Annotated in this window: 17 protein-coding genes; 10 read left to right on the plus strand and 7 right to left on the minus strand. The window is 66.5% G+C overall.

Features of this window, described 5'->3' with window-relative positions; all coding sequences use genetic code 11:
* The first annotated feature begins 51 nt into the window (after window positions 1-51).
* The 3 genes from Q0894_RS07345 to Q0894_RS07355 are packed head-to-tail and all read left to right on the plus strand — an operon-like array spanning window position 52 to window position 2,837.
* Window positions 52-1,047, plus strand: a complete 996-nt coding sequence (locus tag Q0894_RS07345) for a TRAP transporter substrate-binding protein (RefSeq protein ID WP_299233056.1) — start codon at window positions 52-54, stop codon at window positions 1,045-1,047.
* Window positions 1,048-1,578, plus strand: a complete 531-nt coding sequence (locus Q0894_RS07350; RefSeq protein ID WP_299233059.1) for a TRAP transporter small permease — start codon at window positions 1,048-1,050, stop codon at window positions 1,576-1,578.
* Window positions 1,575-2,837: a TRAP transporter large permease gene (locus Q0894_RS07355; RefSeq protein ID WP_299233062.1), complete on the plus strand. Its 1,263-nt coding sequence runs from the start codon at window positions 1,575-1,577 to the stop codon at window positions 2,835-2,837. Before Q0894_RS07350 ends, Q0894_RS07355 begins: the two co-directional genes overlap by 4 nt.
* Window positions 2,838-2,937: 100 nt before the next feature.
* Here Q0894_RS07355 and Q0894_RS07360 read toward each other — a convergent pair whose 3' ends face one another.
* A complete protein-coding gene (locus Q0894_RS07360) occupies window positions 2,938-4,317 on the minus strand; it encodes an FAD-binding oxidoreductase (protein ID WP_299233065.1) in 1,380 nt (459 codons plus the stop codon).
* 240 nt (window positions 4,318-4,557) lie between these two features.
* Here Q0894_RS07360 and Q0894_RS07365 point away from each other — a divergent pair, with 240 nt between their 5' ends.
* Window positions 4,558-4,758, plus strand: coding sequence for a hypothetical protein (locus tag Q0894_RS07365; protein ID WP_299233068.1), 201 nt, complete (start codon window positions 4,558-4,560; stop codon window positions 4,756-4,758).
* On the opposite strand, the gene Q0894_RS07370 is transcribed toward Q0894_RS07365, so the two are convergent.
* The 3 genes from Q0894_RS07370 to Q0894_RS07380 all read right to left on the minus strand — a co-directional run bounded on the left by Q0894_RS07370 (window position 4,755) and on the right by Q0894_RS07380 (window position 7,256).
* Window positions 4,755-5,360 carry a DUF938 domain-containing protein gene (locus Q0894_RS07370; RefSeq protein WP_299233071.1) on the minus strand — a complete coding sequence of 202 codons (606 nt, stop codon included), beginning with the start codon at window positions 5,358-5,360 and terminating at the stop codon, window positions 4,755-4,757. The two genes, Q0894_RS07365 and Q0894_RS07370, sit on opposite strands and share 4 nt — an antisense overlap.
* 32 nt (window positions 5,361-5,392) lie before the next feature.
* On the minus strand, window positions 5,393-6,544 hold the full coding sequence (gene rluF, locus Q0894_RS07375) for a 23S rRNA pseudouridine(2604) synthase RluF (RefSeq protein WP_299233074.1): 1,152 nt from the start codon (window positions 6,542-6,544) through the stop codon (window positions 5,393-5,395).
* A gap of 91 nt (window positions 6,545-6,635) precedes the next feature.
* Window positions 6,636-7,256, minus strand: coding sequence for a YchJ family metal-binding protein (locus Q0894_RS07380; protein WP_366130977.1), 621 nt, complete (start codon window positions 7,254-7,256; stop codon window positions 6,636-6,638).
* 49 nt (window positions 7,257-7,305) lie between these two features.
* On the opposite strand from Q0894_RS07380, the gene Q0894_RS07385 reads away from it, so the two are divergent.
* Complete coding sequence (locus Q0894_RS07385; protein ID WP_299233078.1) at window positions 7,306-10,053, plus strand: HAD-IC family P-type ATPase; 2,748 nt, start codon at window positions 7,306-7,308, stop codon at window positions 10,051-10,053.
* On the opposite strand, the gene hrpB is transcribed toward Q0894_RS07385, so the two are convergent.
* Complete coding sequence (gene hrpB, locus Q0894_RS07390; RefSeq protein WP_299233080.1) at window positions 10,050-12,482, minus strand: ATP-dependent helicase HrpB; 2,433 nt, start codon at window positions 12,480-12,482, stop codon at window positions 10,050-10,052. The genes Q0894_RS07385 and hrpB overlap by 4 nt on opposite strands.
* Window positions 12,483-12,488: 6 nt before the next feature.
* Entirely contained in the window at window positions 12,489-13,160 is a 672-nt protein-coding gene (locus Q0894_RS07395; protein ID WP_299233083.1) for a TetR/AcrR family transcriptional regulator, read from the minus strand.
* Between the two features lie 420 nt (window positions 13,161-13,580).
* Between Q0894_RS07395 and xdhA the strand changes: the two genes are divergently transcribed.
* The 5 genes from xdhA (at window position 13,581) to Q0894_RS07420 (ending at window position 21,369) form a co-directional block, all read left to right on the plus strand.
* The gene (gene xdhA, locus Q0894_RS07400; protein WP_299233086.1) at window positions 13,581-15,116 is read left to right on the plus strand and encodes a xanthine dehydrogenase small subunit; all 1,536 of its coding nucleotides are present in this window, start codon (window positions 13,581-13,583) and stop codon (window positions 15,114-15,116) included.
* The gene (xdhB, locus tag Q0894_RS07405; protein WP_299233089.1) at window positions 15,100-17,523 is read left to right on the plus strand and encodes a xanthine dehydrogenase molybdopterin binding subunit; all 2,424 of its coding nucleotides are present in this window, start codon (window positions 15,100-15,102) and stop codon (window positions 17,521-17,523) included. The genes xdhA and xdhB overlap by 17 nt, the downstream gene beginning before the upstream one ends.
* Complete coding sequence (gene xdhC, locus Q0894_RS07410; RefSeq protein WP_299233091.1) at window positions 17,520-18,413, plus strand: xanthine dehydrogenase accessory protein XdhC; 894 nt, start codon at window positions 17,520-17,522, stop codon at window positions 18,411-18,413. The genes xdhB and xdhC overlap by 4 nt, the downstream gene beginning before the upstream one ends.
* A gap of 87 nt (window positions 18,414-18,500) precedes the next feature.
* On the plus strand, window positions 18,501-19,841 hold the full coding sequence (guaD, locus tag Q0894_RS07415) for a guanine deaminase (protein ID WP_299233094.1): 1,341 nt from the start codon (window positions 18,501-18,503) through the stop codon (window positions 19,839-19,841).
* A 160-nt stretch (window positions 19,842-20,001) separates the two neighbouring features.
* The gene (locus Q0894_RS07420) at window positions 20,002-21,369 is read left to right on the plus strand and encodes an NCS2 family permease (protein ID WP_132041158.1); all 1,368 of its coding nucleotides are present in this window, start codon (window positions 20,002-20,004) and stop codon (window positions 21,367-21,369) included.
* A gap of 101 nt (window positions 21,370-21,470) precedes the next feature.
* On the opposite strand, the gene Q0894_RS07425 is transcribed toward Q0894_RS07420, so the two are convergent.
* A complete protein-coding gene (locus Q0894_RS07425; protein WP_299233098.1) occupies window positions 21,471-22,463 on the minus strand; it encodes an adenosine deaminase in 993 nt (330 codons plus the stop codon).
* Between the last annotated feature and the right edge of the window lie 66 nt (window positions 22,464-22,529).

Here is a 22,529-nt window from a genome sequence, read left to right on the forward strand (position 1 = left end):
GCTTTCCAGCGCTGGACTCTGCAACTTGCTGACACACAAAGGAAACCGATAATGAACGGCTTTATCCGCAGCACGCTGGCACTCTCCGTCTCCCTGGCCATGACCGCCAATGCCCAGGCTGACGAGTTCGATGACATGGACCCAATGACCCTGCGCCTGGCCCATGTGGTCAATGAACAGGATGGCTTCCACCTCGCCGCCATGAAGTTCGAGGAGCTGGTGGAGGAGCGCACCGCCGGCAAGCTGGATATCGAGCTCTACCCCAACGCCACCCTGGGCGACGAGCGCACCCTGCTCGAGGGCATGCAGATCGGCACCGTCGACATGGGCGTGATCACCAACGGGCCGGTGGCCAACTTCCTGGAGGAGATGGCGGTCTTCGAGCTGCCCTTCCTGTTCCCCAGCCCCGAGGCGGCCTATGAGGCGCTCGACGGCGAGATCGGCCAGGAGCTGCTGGACCGACTCTCCGAGGTCAACCTCAAGGGCCTGGCCTATGCCGAGCGCGGCTTTCGCAACCTGACCAACAGCGAGCGCGCCGTGGAGAGCCCCGAGGATATTGACGGCCTGCGCATCCGCGTGATGGAGAACCCCGTCTACGTCGACACCTTCCGCGAGCTGGGCGCCAACGCCGTGCCCATGGCCTGGACCGAGGCCCTGACCGCCATGCAGCAGGGCACCATCGACGGCCAGGAGAACCCGGTCAACGTGATCCACTCCTTCAAGCTCCATGAGACCCAGGACCATATGACGCTGTCGCGCCATACCTACGCCCCTGCGCTCTTCGTGATGGGCATGCCGGCCTGGAACAAGCTCCCGGAGGCCGCCCAGTCGGTGATCGAGCAGGCCGCCCAGGAAGCCGCCGAGCATGAGCGCCGGGTCAACGCCGAGATGGAGGCCGAACAGCTGGCAGCGCTGCGTGAGGCGGGCATGCAGATCGTCGAGGAGCCGGATATCGCCGCCTTCCAGCAGGCCGTGACCCCGGTCTATGAGCAGTATGGCGAGCAGTTCGGTGACTACCTGCCGCGCATCCAGGAGGCGCTGAAGTAAGTGCCTTCCCTCGCCCATTCCCTGCTGCGACCGCTGCAGTGGAGTGAGCGCGCCCTCGACGCCGTCATCGCACCCGTGGTCTTCACGGCGATGGCGGCGTTGATCGGCGTGATCACCCTGCAGATCCTGTCGCGGGTGCTCTTCACCGCCGTGGGCTGGACCGAGGAGGTGGCCCGCTTCCTGCTGGTCTGGATCACCTTCCTGGCCGGTACCCTGGCGTTCCGCCGTGGACGCCATATCGCGGTGACCTTCGTGGTCGATGCCCTGACCGCGCTACCGCGGCGCCTGGCACGCATCGTCGCCCTGCTGGTGGCACTGAGCTTTCTACTCGCCCTGGTCATGATCGGCTGGGAGTACATGCAGGTCCAGAGCTTCCAGAAGTCCGCCTCGCTGCGCGTTTCCATGACCTGGATCTACGCCGTGATTCCTCTCTCGGCGGCGATCATGGCCTGGTACGCCCTGGTGGATATCGCCACCCTGGCCCTGAGCGGTGATGCTGCCTCCCCGAGCGACAACGAGGAGGCGCCATGACCGCCCTGCTCTTCCTGCTGTTTCTGCTCTTCATGCTGCTGGGGGTACCCATCGCCCTGGCCATCGGTGCCAGCACCCTGGTGGCGCTCAATGCCCAGGGCGTGCCGCTGATGGTGGTCACCCAGCAGATGTTCCAGGGCATCAACTCCTTCGCCCTGGTCGCGGTACCGATGTTTATCCTGGCAGGCGACCTGATGGCCCAGGGCAAGGTGAGCGAGAAGCTTGTCGATTTCGCCGATTCGCTGTTCGGCTTTCTCAAGGGTGGCCTGTCGATCGTCTCGGTAGGCGCCGGGATGTTCTTCGCCGCCATCTCGGGCTCCGGTGCCGCCACCACCGCCGCGGTGGGCTCGAGCCTGGTGCCGGAGCTGCGCAAGAAGGGCTATGAGCCCGCCTCGGCCGCCAGCCTGATCGCCGCCAGCGGCACCATCGGGGTGGTGATCCCGCCCTCGGTGCCGATGATCATCTATGCCGTGATCGCTCAACAGTCGGTGTCGACGCTGTTTTTGAGCGGTATCCTGCCGGGCATCGCCATGGGCCTCGGGCTCTCCGCCATCGCCATCGTGCAGGCCTATCGTCGCAACTACCCGCGTGGCACCGCCCTGTCGGCGGCCACCATCTGGCGTACCTTCAAGAGCGCCAGCTGGGGACTGATGACGCCGGTGATCATCCTCGGCGGGATCTTCTCCGGGGTCTTTACCCCCAGCGAGGCGGCGGTGATCGCGGTCAACTACGCCCTGCTGGTGTCGCTGTTCGTCTATCGCGATCTGGGAATCAAGGATGTCTACCGCATCCTGATCCGCTCGGCCATCACCACCTCGGTGATCATGCTGGTGATCGCCACCTCGGCGGTGCTCAGCTGGACCCTGTCGAGCTGGCAGGTGCCCGGCGCCATCGCCCAGGCGGTGCTCTCGCTCTCCACCGACCCGATGGTGATCATGCTGCTGGTGGTCGCGGTGATCCTGCTCACCGGCGTTTTTATCGAGACCGCCAGCGCCCTGATCATCCTGACGCCGGTGCTGCTGCCGCTGGTCACCCAGCTGGGCATCGACCCCATTCACTTCGGGCTGATCATCGTGGTGGGCCTGGCCATCGGCATGATCACCCCGCCGGTGGCGATCAATCTCTATGTGGCATCGTCGGTGACCCAGCTGCCGCTGGAGCGCATCACCCGGGCGATCATTCCCTACCTGCTGGGGCTGATCGCGGTGCTGCTGCTGGTGGTCTACGTGCCCATCCTGGCCGGCTGGTCGGGGGCATGAAACTGCGATGCCGCCTGGTCAGGCGGCATCGCTCATCGCTCAAGTGTCGGGCAAGGCCCCTCTCGTTCTCTCCAGGCCCGACCGCCTGTCCCGGCAGCGCTCAGGGCAACAGCTTGCCGGGATTGAGCAGTCCCTTAGGGTCAAGCGCCTTCTTGAGCATCTTCATCACCTCGATCTCATCCTCGTTGCGGCTCAGATAGAGGTAGTCACGCTTCTCCATTCCGATGCCATGTTCGGCCGAGATGGAGCCGCCGATCTCGGCCAGGGGGTGATACACCATCTTTTCGACCGCATAACGGCTCTCCCTGCCGGCATCGCCCACGGTCACCATGATATGCAGGTTACCGTCCCCCAGATGGCCGAAGGTGACCAGTCGGCCCGCTTCGGGGAACGCCTCCGCCAGCTGCCGCTCCAGGTCGGCCACATAGGTCTCCATGGCGGGAATCGGCAGGCTGACATCGAAGGAGAACATCGGATCCAGGGCCCGGACCAGCACCTCGATATTCTCCCGGATCGCCCATAGCTCCTGGCGCTGGGCCTCGGAACTGGCCAGCACGGCATCGCTGACCAGCCCCTCTTCGAACGCCTGCTCGAGAAGCGTCTGGAAGCGCTCGGCATCGAGTTCCCGATCCACTCCCTGGGTCTCGATGATGGCATAGAAGGGGGAGTCGGCTGCCAGAGGTGGCCGGTGGGCACCACTCTCCTCGGTCATCAGCCGATAGTGACTGTTCCAGAGCGCCTCGAAGGCGCTCAGGCCGAGTCGCCTCGAGGTCAGGTCGAGCAGTGAAGTCAGGGCATCGAAGGTGGGGACCGCAACCAGGGCACACTGCTCGCTGGGCAGCCTCGGCTGCAGCCTCAGCACGGCACGGGTAACGATGCCCAGGGTGCCCTCACTGCCGATAAACAGCTGCTTGAGGTCATAGCCGGCATTGTTCTTCAGCATCCTGTTCATGGAGCTGACCACTCGACCATCCGCCAGCACCGCCTCGAGGCCGAGTACCTGTTGGCGCATCATGCCGTAGCGGATCACCCGAACCCCACCGGCGTTGGTCGAGATGTTCCCACCGATGGTGCAGGAGCCTCGGGCCCCAAGGTCCAGCGGGAACTGCATGTCGATCTCGGCGGCGGCTTCCTGCACGCTCTGAAGAGGAATGCCGGCCTGCACCGTCATGGTGCCGCCCACCGCATCCACCTCTTCGATGGCCGTCATGCGCTCCAGCGAGACCACCAGTTCGTTGGCACTGGCAACGGCCCCCTGCACCACGCCGGTCACGCCCCCATGGGTCACCACCGGCTGGCGAGCCTTGTGGCAGAGCGTCATGATCTGACTCAACTGCTCGGTGGTGGCCGGGCGCACGATGGCCGCCGCCTCACAGGGCAGCGACGTGAACCAGTCGGAAGAGCGTTCCAGCACGGCCTCGCCTGTCAGCACATTTTCCGGTCCCAGAATTTCCGTCAGGCTTTCGAGCAGTTGGTCCATGTGTTTCGATCCTGTGTTGACGTGAGGTCATGCTAAGTTCAGCGAGATTACTCGCCGCCACTGCCCGACTCAAGTCCCGCAACTCGCTGCCGCCACAAAGAAATTGGCCTCATGCCGTTGCGGACCCGCAAGTGCCCTGAAGAGAAGCCGAGCACTTCCCTGGTATCGCCAGACAGGGTAGCGTTGGGGTTCCTGCCCGGCGCTCGCCTTGAGCGCTGCTCGATGACAACTGGATGCCCCATGCTGACGACACGCCTACTTCTGCCTGCCACCCTGCTGGGGACTCTGCTGCTTGCCGGCTGCACCACCTATACCTTCGACGACGGGCATAGAGAGACGGTATGGGGGGTACCCGCCGAGGACGAGACCCTCAGCCGCGAGGAGCGCGAGAACGCACCTCCCCGCTACCGTGAGCCCGGCGAAATCCCCGAGGCTCCCTAGTCGCGAACGAGTACCACGCTAAGATTATTGGCGGGCATCTCCACCGTGCGCTCGAGCCTGAGGCCATGGCGCTCGGCCTCGGCGACCACCTCCTCGAGATCCCGCACCCCCCAGCGTGGGTCGCGGCGTCGTAGGTCGGCATCGAAGGCGGCGTTGCTGGGTGCGGTGTGCTCGCCAGCGCGGCGGTAGGGACCATAGAGATAGAGCACACCGCCGGAGACGAGTCGCTCACCGGCGCGCGCCATCAACGCCTCGCTCACCCCCCAGGGCGAGATATGGACCAGGTTGATCACAACGATCGCCTCGAAGGGCCCCGCCGGCCAGCTTTCCTTATCGGTGGCGTCGAGACGCATCGGCTCGAGCAGGTTGGCCTGGCCCATTTGCTCGCGCCAGGCGGCGATGGAGGCCAGCGCCTCGGCGTTCGGATCACTCGGCTGCCATACCCACTGCGGCATGGCGGTGGCGCAGTGCACGGCATGTTCACCGCTGCCGCTGGCGAGCTCCAGCACCCGTGCGCGCTCGGGCAACGCGGCCTGAAGCACCTCGAGAATCGGCTGACGATTGCGTGCCGCGGCAGGGCTGTATCGACGAAGGTCGGTCATAAGGGTCTCTCTTTTTTATCTGGAGCGAAGCGCTACTTTTTCCTGCCACGGGGTTTGCTGCCCGGGGCCATTGCCTTGGCACGGGAGCCGGAGGGGCGGCCGCCCTTCGGCTTGGCTCCCGGCTTCTTGGCAGCAGCCGACTTCCCGGCGAACGCCTTCCCGGCAGCCGCGCCCTTCCCCGTCACCTTACGCTTGCCGGCACCGGGCTTTCCTGAGCCGGGCTTTCCTGAGCCGGGCTTGCCGGCGGCGGACTTATCCGCACCGGATTTTCCAGCACTGGGTTTTCCTACGCCGGGCTTTCCAGTGCGAGAGCTGGCCCCGTCAGCGCCACGCGGCGTGCGTTTCTGGCGTGCTCCCGCCTTACCTGCCGGCTTTCCCGCCGAGCTGCCGGTACGGGCCTTCCCACCGCCCGCCCCCTTGCGCCGGGTCTTGCGACGCGCGGGCTCGCCGGCTTCCGAGGCGGAGTCTTCGGTCATGGCGAGGATCGTCGATACCTCGTCTGGGGTCAGATCACGCCAGTCACCGATGGCCAGCCCCTTGAGCGACACATTCATGATGCGGATGCGCTCCAGCTTTACCACCTCGTAGCCGAACACCTCGCACATCCGGCGAATCTGACGGTTGAGGCCCTGCACCAGGGTGATGTTAAAGACGAAACGCGATTCCCTGACCACCCGGCACTTCTTGGTGACCTCACCGAGGATCGGCACACCACCGGCCATGCCGGCGAGAAACTCGTCGGTCACCGGCTTGTTGACGGTGACCAGGTACTCCTTTTCGTGATTGTTGCTGGCGCGCAGGATGCGGTTGACCAGGTCGCCGTTGTTGGTCAGGAAGATCAGCCCCTGGGAGTCCTTGTCGAGACGGCCGATGGGAAAGATTCGGGTGCCGTGCTTGACGAAGTCGACGATATTGGCCTTCTCGTCCGGGTCGGTGGTGCTGACGATGCCTACCGGCTTGTTGAGGGCGATGAAGACCAGATCCTCCTCCTCCAGCGCCAGGGGCTCGACGACCTGGCCATTCACCTTGACCACGCTGCCGGGGGCGACACGGTCGCCGGGGGTGGCTCGCCTGCCATCGATACGCACATTGCCCTGCTCGATGTACCTGTCGGCCTCTCGCCGCGAGCACATGCCGCTTTCGCTGATGTACTTGTTGATTCGTTTCGAGAGGGTCTGGGCCATGGGAGATATCCGATCGCAGGAGTGAAGAGTGTTGAGGCGGCGGCCGGCCAGTCTAAGGGCTCATCCGGAGGACGGCCAGCCGTAGGAGGGGCTAGCCCAGGGCGCAGCAACGCTTGAACTTGCGCCCGCTGCCGCAGAGGCAGGCGTCGTTGCGCCCGGGCTTCAGGCGCGACACGGCCGGCTGTCCATCCAGGTAGCGCCAGTGGCCCGCCTCCCGGCGGAACCGTGACGCCTCTTCGAGCACCCCGTAATGGTGGCCCTCACGGAAGGTGGCACGAAACGTCACCCAGCCTTCATCCCCCTGCTCGCCGCTGCTCACTACCTGCAGCCGAAGCCAGTGGGTGGTGTCATCCGCCGTCAGCGACGCGGGTCGGGTCTCGGGATGCCAGCTCGTGAGCAGATAGTCGGTAAGGTGCAACACAAAGGCGCTGTAGCGCGAACGCATCAGGGACTCGGGCGTGGGGGCGACCTCCCCGGCATGGTAGCGGCCACAGCACGCGTCCAGCGGCTTGCCACTATCACAAGGACAGGCACCAGGACAGACACGAGGACAAGTAGTTGAAGGGCTCGGCATGGAGGCTCCTGTGAGCTTGGCAGTCCTCCATCTTACCAAGGGTCGGAAGACGGCTCGACCAGCAGTGCCGCCACCCTTCTCGCCTCGAGACCAGCCACTTGAGCCGATAACTTGTCCTGCATTACGGCACTGCAACATCGAGTGTGTTACATCTGGAATAGATTGCCCCGCCGCTGGAGGTTACTGGATGTCCGAGCCCCGCCCCTGGAAGAGAGTCGCCTGGCATGCCCAGTCTGAACAGCAGGCCCTCGAGCACCTCGAGGCCGATCGTCACGGGCTGAGCGAGGCCGAGGCCCGAGCTCGTCTGGCGCGCTTCGGCCCCAACCTGCTTCAGCGGGCCGAGGGCCGTCCATGGTGGAAGCGACTGCTGGAGCAGCTCAACAATATCCTGATGCTGGTGCTGATCGGCGCCGGTGTGGCGAGCCTGGGGCTTGGCCATACTCTGGATGCCATCGCCATCTTCGGCGTGGTGCTGATCATCGCCCTGATCGGTTTCCTTCAGGAAGGCAAGGCCGAGCAGGCCCTGGAGAGCATACGCGATATGCTCTCGCCACAGGCCAGGGTGCTGCGAAACGGCAAGCGCCAGACGATCGATGCCGAGGCGCTGGTGCCGGGCGATGTGGTCATGCTGGAGGGCGGTGATCGCGTGCCGGCGGACCTGCGCCTGCTGGAGGCCAAGCGCCTGCGCACCGACGAGGCCTCCCTGACCGGGGAGTCCACCGCGGTGGAGAAGGCTACCGCACCGGTGGCGGATGACGCGGACCTTGGCGACCGCACCGGCATGGCCTACGCCGGCACCCTCGTGGTCCAGGGTACCGCTCGCGGGCTGGTGGTGGAGACCGGCATCCGCACCGAGATCGGCCGCATCTCCGAGATGTTGCGCGGTGTGGAACAGCTCAAGACGCCGCTACTGCGCCAGATCGACCGGGCCGGTCACATCCTGGCCCTGGTCATCGTGGCCATCGCCGTGCTCACCGCCGCCTTCGGGGTGCTCGTTCATGACAAGCCCGTCGGCGAGATGTTCATGGCGGCGGTGGGGCTCGCCGTGGCGGCCATCCCGGAAGGCATGCCGGCCATCGTCACCATCGGCCTGGCCCTGGGGGTGCAGGCCATGGCTCGACAGAATGCCATTATTCGGCGCCTGCCGGCGGTGGAGACCCTCGGCTCGATCTCCACCATCTTCACCGACAAGACCGGCACCCTGACCCGCAACGAGATGACCGCCAGGGCGATCTGGCTGCCGGAGGGAGAGATCCATATCACCGGCACCGGCTTCGCCCCCGACGGTGACTTCCACGCGCTGGATGCCGACGACAACTCGCTTTCGCCCCCTCTGGTAACCGAGGCGCATCGCGCCCTGCACCACTTCCTCGAGGTCGGCGTACTCTGCAACGATGCCGAGCTGGCCCATGAGGAGGACCAGTGGGTGATCCACGGTGACCCCACGGAGGGTGCCCTGGTGGTGGCGGCGGCCAAGGCGGGAATCGTGGCACGCTCCCTGCGTGACGAGCACCGCCGCCTGGACACCATCCCCTTCGACTCCAGACGCAAGTCCATGGCCACCCTGCATGAACGCGAGGGGCAGCAGGTTCTGCTGATCAAGGGGGCGCCCGACCGCCTGCTGGAGCGATGCACTCGGGTGCGTCGCGAAGATGGCGGGGAGATGGCGATTGAGCGCCAGCAGTGGGAAGCACGTATCCATGCGCTGTCGGCCCAGGGCCTTCGAGTCCTGGCCCTGGGCGAGAAGCCACTCCAGGAGGTTCAGGCGCTGGAGGATCACCACACTGAGGACGACCTGATACTGCTGGGGCTGGTGGGACTGCTCGATCCACCTCGCGACGAGGCCATCACGGCGGTGCGGGAGTGCCTGGCCGCCGGCATCCGCCCGGTGATGATCACCGGCGACCACGCGGTTACCGCCCTGGCCATCGCCCGCCAGCTGGGCTTCGCCCATACCGAACGCGCGATACGCGGCCGCGAGATCGAGGCGATGAGCGATGCCGAGCTTCGCGAGGTGGTCCTCCAGGTGGATGTGTTCGCCCGGGCGGCGCCCGAGCACAAGCTGCGCCTGGTTCGGGCGATGCAGGAGCATGGCGGCATCTGTGCCATGACCGGTGACGGGGTCAATGACGGTCCGGCGCTAAAGCGTGCCGACGTCGGCGTCGCCATGGGCATCCAGGGCACCGAAGCCGCGAAGGAGGCCGCGGAGATGGTGCTGGCCGACGACAACTTCGCCACCATCGTCGGGGCCATCCGCGAGGGCCGCAAGGTCTACGACAATATCCGCAAGACCATCACCTATCTGCTGCCCGCCAATGGCGCCCAGGGTCTGGCCATCCTGCTGGCCGTGGTAGCCGGCACACAGCTACCGGTCACGCCGGTTCAGGCGCTGTGGGTCAATATGGTGGTGGCCGTGACCCTGGGCCTGGCGCTGGCCTTCGAGAAGGGTGAGCACAACCTGATGAGGCGGCGCCCGCGAAAACCGGACGCCGCCCTGCTCGACCTCTTCCTGCTGTGGCGGGTGGGCTTTGTCTCCCTGTTGCTGCTGCTCGGCGTGTTCGGGGTCTTCTCATGGATTCTCAACGCCCAGGGCGGCAGCATCGAGCTGGCACGGGCGGGGGCCGTCAACATGCTGGTGATGGGCAGCGCCGCCTACCTGATCAATAGCCGCTTCCTGATCGGCAGCACCCTCAGCCTCGGCGGTATCTTCGGCAGCCGGCCGGTGTGGGGCTCCATCATGGCCGTGGTAGCGTTGCAGCTAGTTTGGACCTACCTGCCCGTCATGCAGCTGGTGTTCGGTGCCGAGGGACTCGCCCCGTTCCACTGGCTGGTGATCCTTGCGGTCAGCATCGGCCTCTACCTGGTGATCGAGGTCGAGAAATGGGTGCTGAGGCGGCGCCGTCGGTCTCGATGCCTGCGGTATGACCACTCCTAGCCGCGACGCTTGGTACGGGCGGTGGCCTCGGCGGCCATGGGATCCTCGGGCCAGGGATGCTTGGGGTACCTACCTCGCATCTCGCGACGCACCTGCGCATACCCCCCGGCCCAGAAGCTGGCCAGGTCGGCAGTGACCTGCAGCGGCCGACGCGCCGGCGAGAGCAGATGCAACAGTACCGCCTCGCGCCCCTCGGCAACCCGCGGCGAGGCGTGCCAGCCGAAGCACTCCTGCAACTTCACCGCCAGCACCGGTGGCTTGCCCGCCAGGCAGGGCGCGTAGTCGACCCGGTGGGTGGCACCGCTGGGCACCGTCAGGCGCTCCGGGGCGAGCTCATCGAGACGTCCACGCAGGGACCAGTCGAGACTATGCAGCAGCAGACGCGCCAGCGGCAGGCGCTCCACGGCATCCAGCCGACGAATGCCGTCGAGGTGGGGCCCCAGCCAGTCGTCGAGCTCCTCGAGCAGCGCCTCGTCGGACACCTCCGGCCACGCTTCCCCCAGGGTGCGGTGCAGCAGCGCCAGCCGGCCCCGCAGTTGGGTCAGCGCCTGGTTATCCGGGAGCCCGCGGCGGCGCAGGGCATCGAGCAGAGCTTGGCGCACCGCTTCCGGCGGCAACGCCTGAAGGGCACGTCGCTCGAGCACCACGGCCCCCAGGCCGCGCACCTCCTCCCCCGTCAGCCCACCCTGCTCGTCGGACCACTCGAGACGCGTGCGCCACTCGGCACACTCGGGATAGAGCGCCTCCAGGCGCTCACAAGACAGCGCCACGGCGCGAAAGATACGCGCGCCGCTGGCCTCACCGGAGAGCTCGGCGGCCACCAGCAGCTCGGTATGGGCCAGGGGATGGCCCTCGGGCAGGGTGGCATGCCCACCCCCGGCGAGGCGGAAGCGTCCCGGCGACTCGAGGCGCTGGGCGATACGCTCCGGGTAGGCGATGGCCATCAGCTCTCCGAGTGGGCTCGGGTCGGAGACCTTGAGTGCCACCCCGGCGATGCGGGCCAGGCGCTCGGCGTCTCGTTGCCACTGTCGGTGCGAACGAGGCTCACTCAGCCGGGCCTGCAACATGCGCTCCAGGTCACGCTCCTGGTCGACCCCGCGCTCCTCGAGCAGTGCCACCAGGGCACAGGCCAGTGCGGACGCCCGGCGCTCGCCGGCACGCTCCAACATCGCCGCCAGGCGAGGATGCGTGGGCCAGCGTGATGCGCCTCGCCCAAGCTCGGTGAGGTGGTCGGCATCATCCACCAGCCCAAGGCGGCGAAGCAGGTCGCGACCGGCGGCCAGGGGGCCGGTCGGTGGCGGCGTCACCCAGGCTAGCTGGTGTGCGTCGGTAATACCCCAGCGCGCCAGCTCGAAGGCCAGCGGCGCCAGGTCGGCCTGACGAATCTCCGGCTCACCATGGGGGATCAGCGGCTGCTCCTCGGCCCACAGCCGGACGCAGAGCCCCGGCCCCTGCCTGCCGGCACGCCCGCGTCGCTGGTCGGCGCTGGCACGGTTAACGCGCCGGGTCTCCAGCCGGGTCAGGCCGCTGCGCGGCTGGAACACCGGTACCCGTTCGCGACCGGCATCCATCACCAGGCGCACGCCATCCACGGTGACGCTGGATTCGGCGATGGCGGTGGCCAGCACCACCCGGCGGCGCCCCTCCGAGTCGGGGCGCAGGGCGCGGCGCTGGGCGTCGAGAGGCAGGCGTCCGTGGAGCTCCAGGGCAAGCAGCTCGGGGGCACGGCTGGCCAGTTCCGCCGCCAGGCGACGAATCTCCGCCACCCCGGGCAGGATCACCAGGGCATCCCCCTGCTGCTCGGCCATGGCGTCGAGCAGTGCCCTGGCCTGTTGGGCAGGCATTTCCTGGCGGGCATCGAGCGTTCGATAGCGGGTCTCGACCGGAAAGGTTCGCCCCGGACACTCGATCACCGGCGTCTCCTGACCCAGCACGCCGAGCAGGGCATCGACATCCAGGGTGGCCGACATCACCAGCAGGCGCAGGTCATCACGCACCGTCTGGGCGTCCAGGGCCAGGGCGAGGCCCAGATCCGCCTCCAGGCTACGTTCATGAAACTCATCTAAGACGATCCCGGACACGCCCTCGAGCAGGGGGTCCTCCTGCAGCATCCGGGTGAGCACCCCCTGGGTCACCACCTCCAGACGCGTGGCAGGGCCCACCCGGCTCTCGCCGCGCATCCGGTAGCCCACCGTCTCCCCGAGCCGTTCACCCAGTTGATCGGCCATAAAGCCGGCGGCCAGTCGTGCCGCCACTCGTCGCGGCTCGAGCACCAGCAGGCGACCCTCCCGGGCCCAGGGGGCATCGAGCAGGGAGAGCGGCACTCGGGTGGTCTTGCCGGCACCAGGTTCGGCCACCAGCAGCGCACGGGAGTGATCGGCCAACGCCGCATGGATAGCGTCGAGGCGAGCGTCGATGGGCAGGGTCATGTGGTGTCAGCGCTCCGTCTCGGCACGCGCTTCAACACCACAGCCCTTGAGGATCACCCGGGTCAGGAAGTTGGTGATGCTCTCGACATCGCTGTCGCTGAGCGACTCCCGGTCGGTGATGCCGACCACCTGGGCCTCGAAATCGGCGTAGTGCTGGGTCGCCGACCAGATCAGGAAGATCAGCCATACCGGGTCGACCGGGTCCATCAGCCCGCGCTCGGCCCATTGGCGGAAGATCGCCGCGCGGGCCTCTACCCAGTCCCGCAGGTCGCCACGCAGGTACTCCTGGAGAAAGGGGGCACCGGCCAGGATCTCGGCGGCAAACAGTCGCGACCCCTCCGGGTGTCGCCGGGAGAGCTGCATCTTGCTGCGGATAAAGGCCTCCAGCACCTCGGCCGGGTCGTCATCCACGGAGATCTCGTCGAGCAGCGCATTCCAGCGCGCCATCATCCGCTCCAGCAGACGCACATAGAGGCCACGCTTGCTACCCATGTAGTAGAGGAGGTTGGACTTGGGAAGCCCCGCCTGGGCCGCGATCTCGGCCAGGCTGGCGCCGCGGTAGCCATGATCCGCGAACACCCGCTCGGCGGCAGCCAGTATCTCGCGTTCGTTGCGCTCCCGGGTGGCCCCGCTGCCGTTGTCGGTGCGAACGGAAACGACAGCATCACGCTGGGTCATGGGGCTCTCCTGGGCGGTCTGAATGGCAGGAGTTTGCCGCACGCCCCCAAGGCGTGCAAACCATGGTGGCGATGGTCGGCAGGGATATCGCCGTTATCGGAAACAAGGGGCGCTGGGGACAAGCCGAAAAGGAGGTCCTACGCCAGGGAAGGCGTCGGTAGCGTACAGGGAAGTATTCACAGCGCCTCCTCGTCGGTCCGGCGCTCCGGGGCTTGTCGCCAGATCAGCCCCGAGCCACCAGGCTGCCAAGCTATCTTGCGATTGCCCTGGAGCAGTCGGGTCAGAGCTTGCATTCCTTCCTTTCCTGAACCAAGCTAAAAGCATTCCTGACCGATCGGTCAGATTGGATTCGAGGCTTACCCCTGACACCTAAGCCTCGGATTCCGCCACCGCCCCAAGACCAACCACAAGAGAACGGTGATGATTGAATTCCTGCTCAACGGCCAACCGCGCCGGTGCGAGGCGACGCCCGACACCAGCGTGCTCGAGCTGCTGCGCGACACCCTGGGCCAGACCGGTACCAAGGAGGGCTGCGCCACCGGTGACTGCGGCGCCTGCACCGTGGCCATCGGCGAGCGCGACGACCAGGGTACCCTTCGCTATCAGGCCGCCAACGCCTGCATCACACCCGCTCATCAGCTCAACGATCGCGCCCTGGTAACCGTCGAGGGGTTGTCCCGGGGCGATGCCCTGCATCCGGCACAGGCGGCCATGGTCGAGTGCCACGCCAGCCAGTGTGGCTTCTGTACCCCGGGGATCGTGATGTCGCTGTTTACCCTTCACGAAGAACAACAGCGCGCACCTGCCCCGCTGACGGCGGCGCGCCTGGAGGCAACGCTTGGCGGCAACCTCTGCCGCTGCACCGGCTATCGCCCGATTCGCGATGCCGCCATGGCCATGGGTGACTACCCCGCCCCCGTCGTCAGGGTCTGGGAGCCGACAGCCCCGGAAGGCAACAGCGCCATGGTCGGTGAGAAACCGGAGAACGCCGGGCCGGCGCTCCAGTCGAAGGAGTCCGGTTTTATTCAGCCCGCCTCGCTTGAGTCGCTGATAGCCGAGCGCCGAACTCACCCCGAGGCACCACTGGTCGCCGGGGGCACCGACCTCTGGCTCGAGGTGACCCAACGCCTGGCCCGCTTCCCGCGCGTCGTGGACCTGACCCGGGTGGCAGAGCTCCAGCACATCGAGCCGGCCACGCTGGATGACGGACGGCACGGCTGGTGGATCGGCGGGGCGGTAACCTATGCACGCCTCGAGCCGCTGCTGGCCGAGCACTATCCCTCCTTCGAGCATCTACTCCATCGTCTGGGCTCGGCCCAGGTACGCAACCGCGGCACCCTGGGTGGCAATATCGCCAACGCCTCGCCCATCGGCGACACCCCACCGGTGCTGCTCGCCCTGGGCAGTCGCCTCCGGCTGGCGGGCCCGGGAGACCCTGAAGGAGGAGACGATGAAGGAATAGCCGAGCGCGAGCTCCCCCTCGATGAATTCTTCCTCGATTACAAGCACACCGAACTACGCCCGGGCGAGGTGATTCGCGCCATCTTCCTGCCCCACCCCCAGCCCGAGCGAGAGCTGAGGATCTGGAAGCTCTCGAAGCGCCGGGAGGATGATATCTCCGCGGTACTTGGGGCCTTCACCTGGCACCTTGACGACGGCGTGATGCGTGACGTGCGCCTGGCCTTCGGCGGCATGGCGGCGATCCCCAGACGCGCCGAGGCGGCCGAGGCGGCCCTGGAGGGGCACGCCCCCACACCTGCGGCCTTCGCTGCGGCCCGTGCCGCTCTCGAGACGGACTTCCAACCCATGAGTGATGTGCGCGGCAGTGCCGACTACCGCCGCCTGAGCGCCGCCAATCTGCTCGAACGCTTGCGGCTGGTGGTAAGCGAATCGCACCCGTCCAACGATAACCCCCAAGGCTCTCGGGAGGTCATGCTCCATGCGTACGCTCACTAAGCCCCGCCAGCGCCAGGGGAGCGTCACCGCCAGCAATATCCACGCCCACGCGCATGCCCACGAAAGCGCCGTCAAGCACGTGACCGGGAAAGCCGCCTATATCGACGATATTCAGGCACCGTCCAATTGCCTGCATCTCGCGCTGGCGCTCTCCCCGGTCGCCCACGGCCGCCTGGCGCCGATCGACATGGAACGCGTCCGCGCCCTGCCAGGCGTGGTCGATGCGGTCGGCTTTCACGACGTGCCGGGGCATACCGATATTGGTCCGGTATTTCCCGGCGACCCGATCTTTGTGGAAGAGGAGATCAGCTACGCGGGCCAGGTCCTGTTTGCGGTCGCCGGAGAGAGTCACCGGGCCGCCCGGGAGGCGGTCAAGGCCGCCATGGATGCAGGCGTCGTGAAGATCGACGAGCAGCCGGCCAGCCTCGACCCGGTGGCCGCCGCCGAGCGCGGCGAGTTCGTGCGCCCGACCCACGTTCAAGAGAGCGGCGACTGGCAAGCCACCCTCGCCATGGCCTCCTCGGTCGTGGAAGGCGAGCAGTTCGTCGGCGGTCAGGAGCACTTCTATCTCGAGGGCCAGGCCTGCCTGGTGACGCCTACCGAGGACGAGGGCGTCGTGGTTCACACCTCCAACCAGCACCCCAGCGAGACCCAGAAGCTGGTCGCCGAGGTGTTGGGCGTGCCGCTGCATGCGGTCACGGTGGAGGTGCGTCGCATGGGGGGCGGCTTCGGGGGCAAGGAGACCCAGGCCTCGCCGTGGGCGTGCATCGCTGCCCTGATCAGCCGTCGCACCGGGCGTGCCGCCAAGCTGCGCCTGCCCCGCGCCGAGGACATGCGCGTCACCGGCAAGCGCCACCCCTTCCACAATCGCTACCGTCTGGCCATCGACGAGTCGGGCGTGATCCAGGGCGGCGAACTTACCCTGATCGGCGATTGCGGATACTCGCCGGACCTCTCCGAGGCAATCGTCGACCGCGCCATGTTCCACGCCGACAACGCCTACTCGCTGGGCCAGGCCCGGGTCACCGGCCACCGAGCACGCACCCACTTCGCCTCCAACACCGCCTTCCGCGGCTTCGGGGGTCCCCAGGGCATGATGGTGATCGAAGCGGCCATGGACGACATTGCGCGGCGTGTCGGCGAGGACCCGCTGACCATTCGCAAGCGCAATCTCTATCGAGGGGGCGAGACGCCCCTGCGCCGAACCACACACTATGGCCAGACGGTGGAACAGCTTGGCCTGCTCCACGAGTTGATCGAGCGTCTGGAAGCCTCCAGCGACTACTGGCAGCGCCGGCGTGAGATCACCGAGTTCAATGCCCAAGGCTCCGTGATCAAGCGGGGACTGGCGCTGACGCCGGTGAAGTTCGGCATCTCCTTTACCGCCAAACACCTCAACCAGGCCGGTGCCCTGCTCCACGTCTATACCGACGGTAGCATGCAGATCAATCATGGCGGTACCGAGATGGGCCAGGGCCTGCACACCAAGATCTGTCAGGTGGTCGCACGCGAGCTGGGACTGGATCTCGAGGCGGTACGCATCACCGCTACCCGCACCGACAAGGTTCCCAACACATCACCGACAGCCGCCTCCAGCGGCGCCGACCTCAACGGCATGGCCGCCCGGGACGCCTGTCTCAGGCTCAAGGAACGGCTCTTCGATTTCGCCGCCGCGAACCTGCATGCCGACCAGGGCCTCGAGCGTGACGGCATGCGCCTGGAAGCGGGCCACCTGGTGGCCGGCAGCGGCGAGAGCGAACGGCGCATCCCCTGGGGTGAGCTGGTGCAGGCGGCCTACTTCGGTCGTATATCGCTCTCCGAGAAGGGCTTCTATGCCACCCCGCTGATCCACTATGACCGGGAAACCGGCAAAGGGCGCCCCTTCTACTACTACGCCTTCGGCGCCGCTGTAAGCGAAGTCCACGTCGATACCCTGACCGGGGAGTACCAGGTAGCGCGCGTCGATATCCTTCACGACGTCGGCGACTCGCTCAACCCGGCCATCGACCTGGGCCAGGTCGAAGGCGGCTTTATCCAGGGCATGGGCTGGCTGACCAGCGAGGAGCTCAGGTGGAACGACGACGGGCGCCTACTCAACGAGGGGCCAGCCACCTACAAGATCCCCACCTACGGGGACCTGCCGCCGGTGTTCAATGTCGAGCTGATGGAGGGCCACCCCAACTCCATGGCCAGCCTCTACCGCTCCAAGGCGGTGGGTGAACCCCCCTTCATGCTGGCCATCTCGGTATGGTCGGCGCTTCGTGATGCCCTGGCTAGCCTTGCTGGCTACCATGCCTCGCCACGCCTGGATACGCCGGCAACGCCGGAGCGGGTATTGATGGCCGCCGAGGCGTTGCGCCGCCATGGCCATCAGGAGGCAAGGGCCAGCGAGGAGGTAGTGCCATGAGTGCGCGCCCGGAAAGCTGGCACGCCGCCCTTCATCGCCTGCAGCAGGAGGGCGTGCCCCATGCCCTGGCCACCCAGGTCACCAGTGCCGGCTCGACGCCACGCGAGCCCGGGGCACGCATGGTGATCACCGCAGACGCCGTCTATGACACCCTGGGAGGCGGCACCTTCGAGTGGCAGACCATCGCCGCCGCCCGGCAGCGTCTGGCCGGACACGCAGGGCGCCCGGAACCCGGCATCAGCCTGGAAGCCTTCAGCCTGGGCGGTCGCAGCGGCCAGTGCTGTGGAGGTTTCGTCAATGTGCTGATCGAGGTCTTTCCCGGCAGCACCACCACCCTTGCGCTATTCGGCGCCGGCCATGTGGGCGGCGAGATCGCCCGCCTGATCGAGCCCCTCGGCTGGCAGCTGCTATGGCATGACAGCCGCGAGGGCGTCTTTCCCGACTGGGCATCCCACCAGGCGCGACTGGCATGTCGTCCGGCACCGGATCCCGAGGCCGCCGTGGCCGCCCTGCCGCCGGTCGCCCACTGTCTGGTGATGACCCACGACCATGCCGAAGACCGCGCTCTGATAGACGCCCTGCTGCGTCGCGGTGACTGCGCCTCCATCGGCCTGATCGGCTCCCGGAGCAAATGGGCCAGCTTCCGCTCGCGTCTGCGCGACGCCGGCCACGATGAGGCTGCCCTGGCTCGGGTGCGCTGTCCCATGGGCATGACGACAGGAGCAGAGGGAAATAGGCAGAGAGGCAGCGACAAGCGCCCCTACGCCATCGCCCTGGCCACCGTGGCCGAGCTGCTGCCACTGGTGGCGGACAACGAACGCCCCGAACAGCGGGGCCTGGATCCGGCCGAACTGCGAAGTGCCCTTGGCCTGACGACACCAAAAACCTAGGGGCGCCGGGGGCAGGCCGAAGAGGAGAGAGGCAGGCCTACCCCGGATTAGCCCCGATTAGCGCCCATACCACGAGCCTCAACGAAAATGACGACGACCAATTCGCGCGTTGTACGCGCCGAACTGCTGAGCTTCGATGCCGATCCCGGCGATGACGATACGCCCGCCCCGGGCAGTGTGCGCCATATCGCCGACGGTGCCCTGTGGGTCGAGAATGGCCGGATCCGGGCGGTGGAGGAGTACGCCAGCCTGGCACCGATTCTGCCCCCCGACACTGAGGTGATCGATCATCGCGGCAAGCTGATTACACCGGGCTTTATCGACAGCCACGTGCACTATGTGCAACTCGAGATCATCGCCTCCTACGGTCGCCAGCTACTCGACTGGCTCAATGACTACACCTTCCCCGAGGAGCAGCGCTTCGCTGACCCCGACCACGCCGCGGCGCTTTCCGATGCCTTTCTCGACGAGCTGTTGCGGGTCGGCACTACCACCGCCCAGGTGTTCTGCTCCAGCCATCCCGCCTCGGTGGATGCCTTCTTCGCCGCCAGTCACCGCCGCGGCCTGTGCATGCTGGCGGGAAAGGTGCTGATGGACCGCCATGCCCCAGCTGGGTTGACCGACGACCTCGAGGGGGGCATCCGTGACAGTGAGCGACTGATCGGCGACTGGCACGGCAAGGGGCGGCTCGGCTACAGCCTGACGCCGCGCTTCGCCCCGACCTCCACTCGCGCGCAGCTCGACGCCGCCGGTGGGGTGCTGCGCAGCGACGACAGCCTGTGGGTGCAGACCCACTTGGCCGAGAACACCGGCGAGCTCGACTGGGTCGCCGAGCTCTTCCCGGGTAGTCGGGACTACCTCGAGGTCTATGAACAGTCGGGGCTGGTAGGACCACGCAGCACCTTCGCCCATGGCATCCACCTCGACAACGAGATGCGTGGCCGTCTCGCCGAGCGCGGGGCTAACCTGGCCTTCTGCCCCAGCTCCAATCTCTTCCTGGGCAGCGGATTGTTCGACCGTCAGGCCGCCCGGGAGATGGCATTGAACGTCACCTTCGCCAGTGACGTAGGCGCCGGAACCGACCTCTCCGGTCTAGCCACGCTCAAGGCCGCCTATCAGGTGGGACAGCTGCGCGGTCAGCCTCTCACCGCCTGGCAGGGACTCTATGGACTGACGCTGGGCAATGCCCGGGCACTCTCTCTCGACGCCCATATCGGCCGTCTGGCGCCGGGCATGGCCGCCGACTTCGTGGTGCTCGACCCTGCCGCCACACCGCTGATGGCGCGGCGTACGGCGCGAAGCACCTCGCTTTCCGAAACGCTCTTCGCGGTGATGATGATGGGCGACGACCGCTGTGTCGCCGAAACCTGGGCCGATGGTCGTTTACAACATCGACGTGATGACCTGGAAGAAAGGCACAGGTCCTGAACACGAGTGAAGGGCTCCTCGTGTCGGCGTACCAGCGAGGCGCCGACACGTCCCGGCCATGATGGGCACCAGGGAGCGTTCCATCATCATGGCCCATCAAGAATCGCCGATCGACAACAACTGATTCAGTACTGCTACTCAACAACAACAAGGGGTATCCATGAGCGCCAACACTTCGCCACTGGCCGATAAATCGACGAGCGTGCCGACGCCGGCCGACGTGCACCCACTCGATCGTTACTTCGGTGTCAGCCGACGAGGCTCCAGCATAAGGACCGAGATCCTTGCCGGCGTCGCCACCTTCCTGGCTTCGATGTATATCATCGTGGTCAACCCGGCGATCCTGGCCGAGGCCGGCATCCCCTTCTCGGCGGCACTCTCCGCCACCGTGCTGATCAGTTTCATGAGCAGCCTGGCCATGGGCCTGTATGCGCGCAACCCCATCCTGGTCGCACCGGGCATGGGCATGAACGCCCTGTTCACCTATACGCTGGTGCTGGGGGCCGGCCTCTCCTGGGAGGTCGCCCTGGGCTGCGTGTTCTGGTCGGGTGTGCTGTTTGCCGTGCTCGCGGTCTTCAATGTGCGCAAGGCGATCATCGAGGCGATTCCCGCCTCGCTACGCTATGCCATCACCTGCGGCATCGGCCTCTTTATCACCTTTATCGGGCTGAAGAACGCCGGCTTTATCGTGGGCAGCGAGGCCACCCTGGTGACCCTGGGCAGCTTTGATCCCGGTCTGGTGACCTTCTTCATCGGCCTGATGGCCACCGCCGTGATGGTGATCCTGCGCATGAACGGCGCCCTGATCCTGGGCATCGCGCTGACCACGCTGCTGGCGGCCCCCATGGGTCGGCTGTGGGGCGAGGAGCTGATGGTGGAGTGGAGCGGTCTCGCCGCCTGGCCAGACTTCGGTGCCGTCTTGAGGGTCGATATCCTCGGTGCCCTCAAGGTGGCCTACCTGCCCTTCATCTTCGTGATGCTGTTCACCAACTTTTTCGACGCCCTCTCCTGCTTCATGGCGCTGTCGGAGTCCGCCGACCTCAAGGACGAAGATGGCAACCCGCGCAACCTCAAGCGCTCCATGACCGTGGACGCCTTCGCCTCGATGATCGCGGCACCACTGGGCACCAGTGCCGCCCAGACCTTTATCGAGTCCGGGGCGGGCGTGGCCCAGGGGGGACGCACCGGGCTGGTTGCGGTGACCATCGCCCTGCTGTTCCTGCCCTTCCTGTTCCTGTCGCCGCTGCTGTCGCTGGTGCCAGCCATCGCCACCGCCCCGGCCCTGGTGCTGGTTGGGCTGTTCATGCTGTCGCCGATCGGCCGCATCGACTGGGGTCGTTACGAAGAGGCCTTTCCCGCCTTCCTGGCGATCATCCTGATGCCGCTCACCTACTCCATCACGCTGGGCATCGCCTTTGGCTTCCTGAGTTACGTGCTGATCAAGCTGGCCACCGGCAAGGGTGGCGAGATTCGACTCGCAATGTGGGTCTCCGCCGCCCTCTGCGTGGTGCTGCTCGCCACCACATGAGCCCGATGGCAATGGTGCAGGCCTGACCATGCGCCGGGCCTGGATAGCAAGACGGCAGCCTCTGAGCTGCCGTCTTCGGTCATGGCGATACGACTGGTCGGTCAGGCCTCCGCCAGCTGCCGACGCCACTCCTGGCGGCGCTCTTCGCCGACGAAGGCGGCCTCGATGGCGTTGCCGGCCAGGCGGCGGAAAGTCTCCTTGTCCCAGCCGAAGGCACGCTTGCAGGCCAGGAAATTGGCCAGCATGCCGCCTCCGAAGTAGGCGGGATCGTCGGAGTTGAGGGTCACATTGAGCCCTTCGGCCAGCATTCGTGGCAGCGGGTGCTCCTCGAGCCGTTCGACCACCTTGAGGCGCAGATTGGAGAGCGGACATACCGTCAGCACCACCTGCTCGTCGCGCAGGCGGGCCACCAGGTCCGGATCCTCCAGACAGCGCACCCCGTGATCGATACGACACACGTCGAGCTGGTCGAGAGCGTTGCGTATGTACTCCGGGGGCCCCTCCTCGCCGGCATGCGCCACTCGCGGAATGCCCAGGCGGCGAGCGCGCTCGAAGACCTCGCTGAACGCCTCCGGGGGATTGCCCAGCTCGGCGCTATCCAGCCCCACGGCATCGAGCATCTCCCAATAGGGCGACGCCTGCTCCAGCACCCACACCGCCTCGTCGGCATCGCGGTCGCGCAGAAACGCCATGATCAGCGCCGTGGAGAGGCCCAGCTCCCTCTCGGCCTCGCGGCATGCCAGGGAAAGCCCTTCCATGACGACCGCGAGCCCGACGCCCCGCACGAGATGTGCCTGGGGGTCGAAGTGCATCTCCACATGCACCACGCCCTCGGCATGGGCACGACGGAAATAGGCCATGGCCAGATCATGAAAGTCCCGGGCGGTCTGCAATACGCTCATCCCCTGATAGTAGAGGTCGAGGAAGGATTGCAGGTCACTGAAGTCGTAAGCGGTATGCACCTCCTCCACCGAGGCATAGGGCAGCGTGACGCCGTTGCGCTCGGCCAGGGCGAACATCAGTTCAGGCTCCAGGGTGCCTTCGATATGCAGGTGCAGCTCGACCTTGGGCAGTCGGGTCAGGAAGTCTCGCATCGCTTATCTCACTCTCCCGGAACGGTATGGCCCCATCCTGAAAGAAAGCGGGCCAACACGAAAGCC

Origin of the sequence: uncultured Halomonas sp. (assembly GCF_947501415.1) — a bacterium.
Classification (GTDB): domain Bacteria; phylum Pseudomonadota; class Gammaproteobacteria; order Pseudomonadales; family Halomonadaceae; genus Halomonas.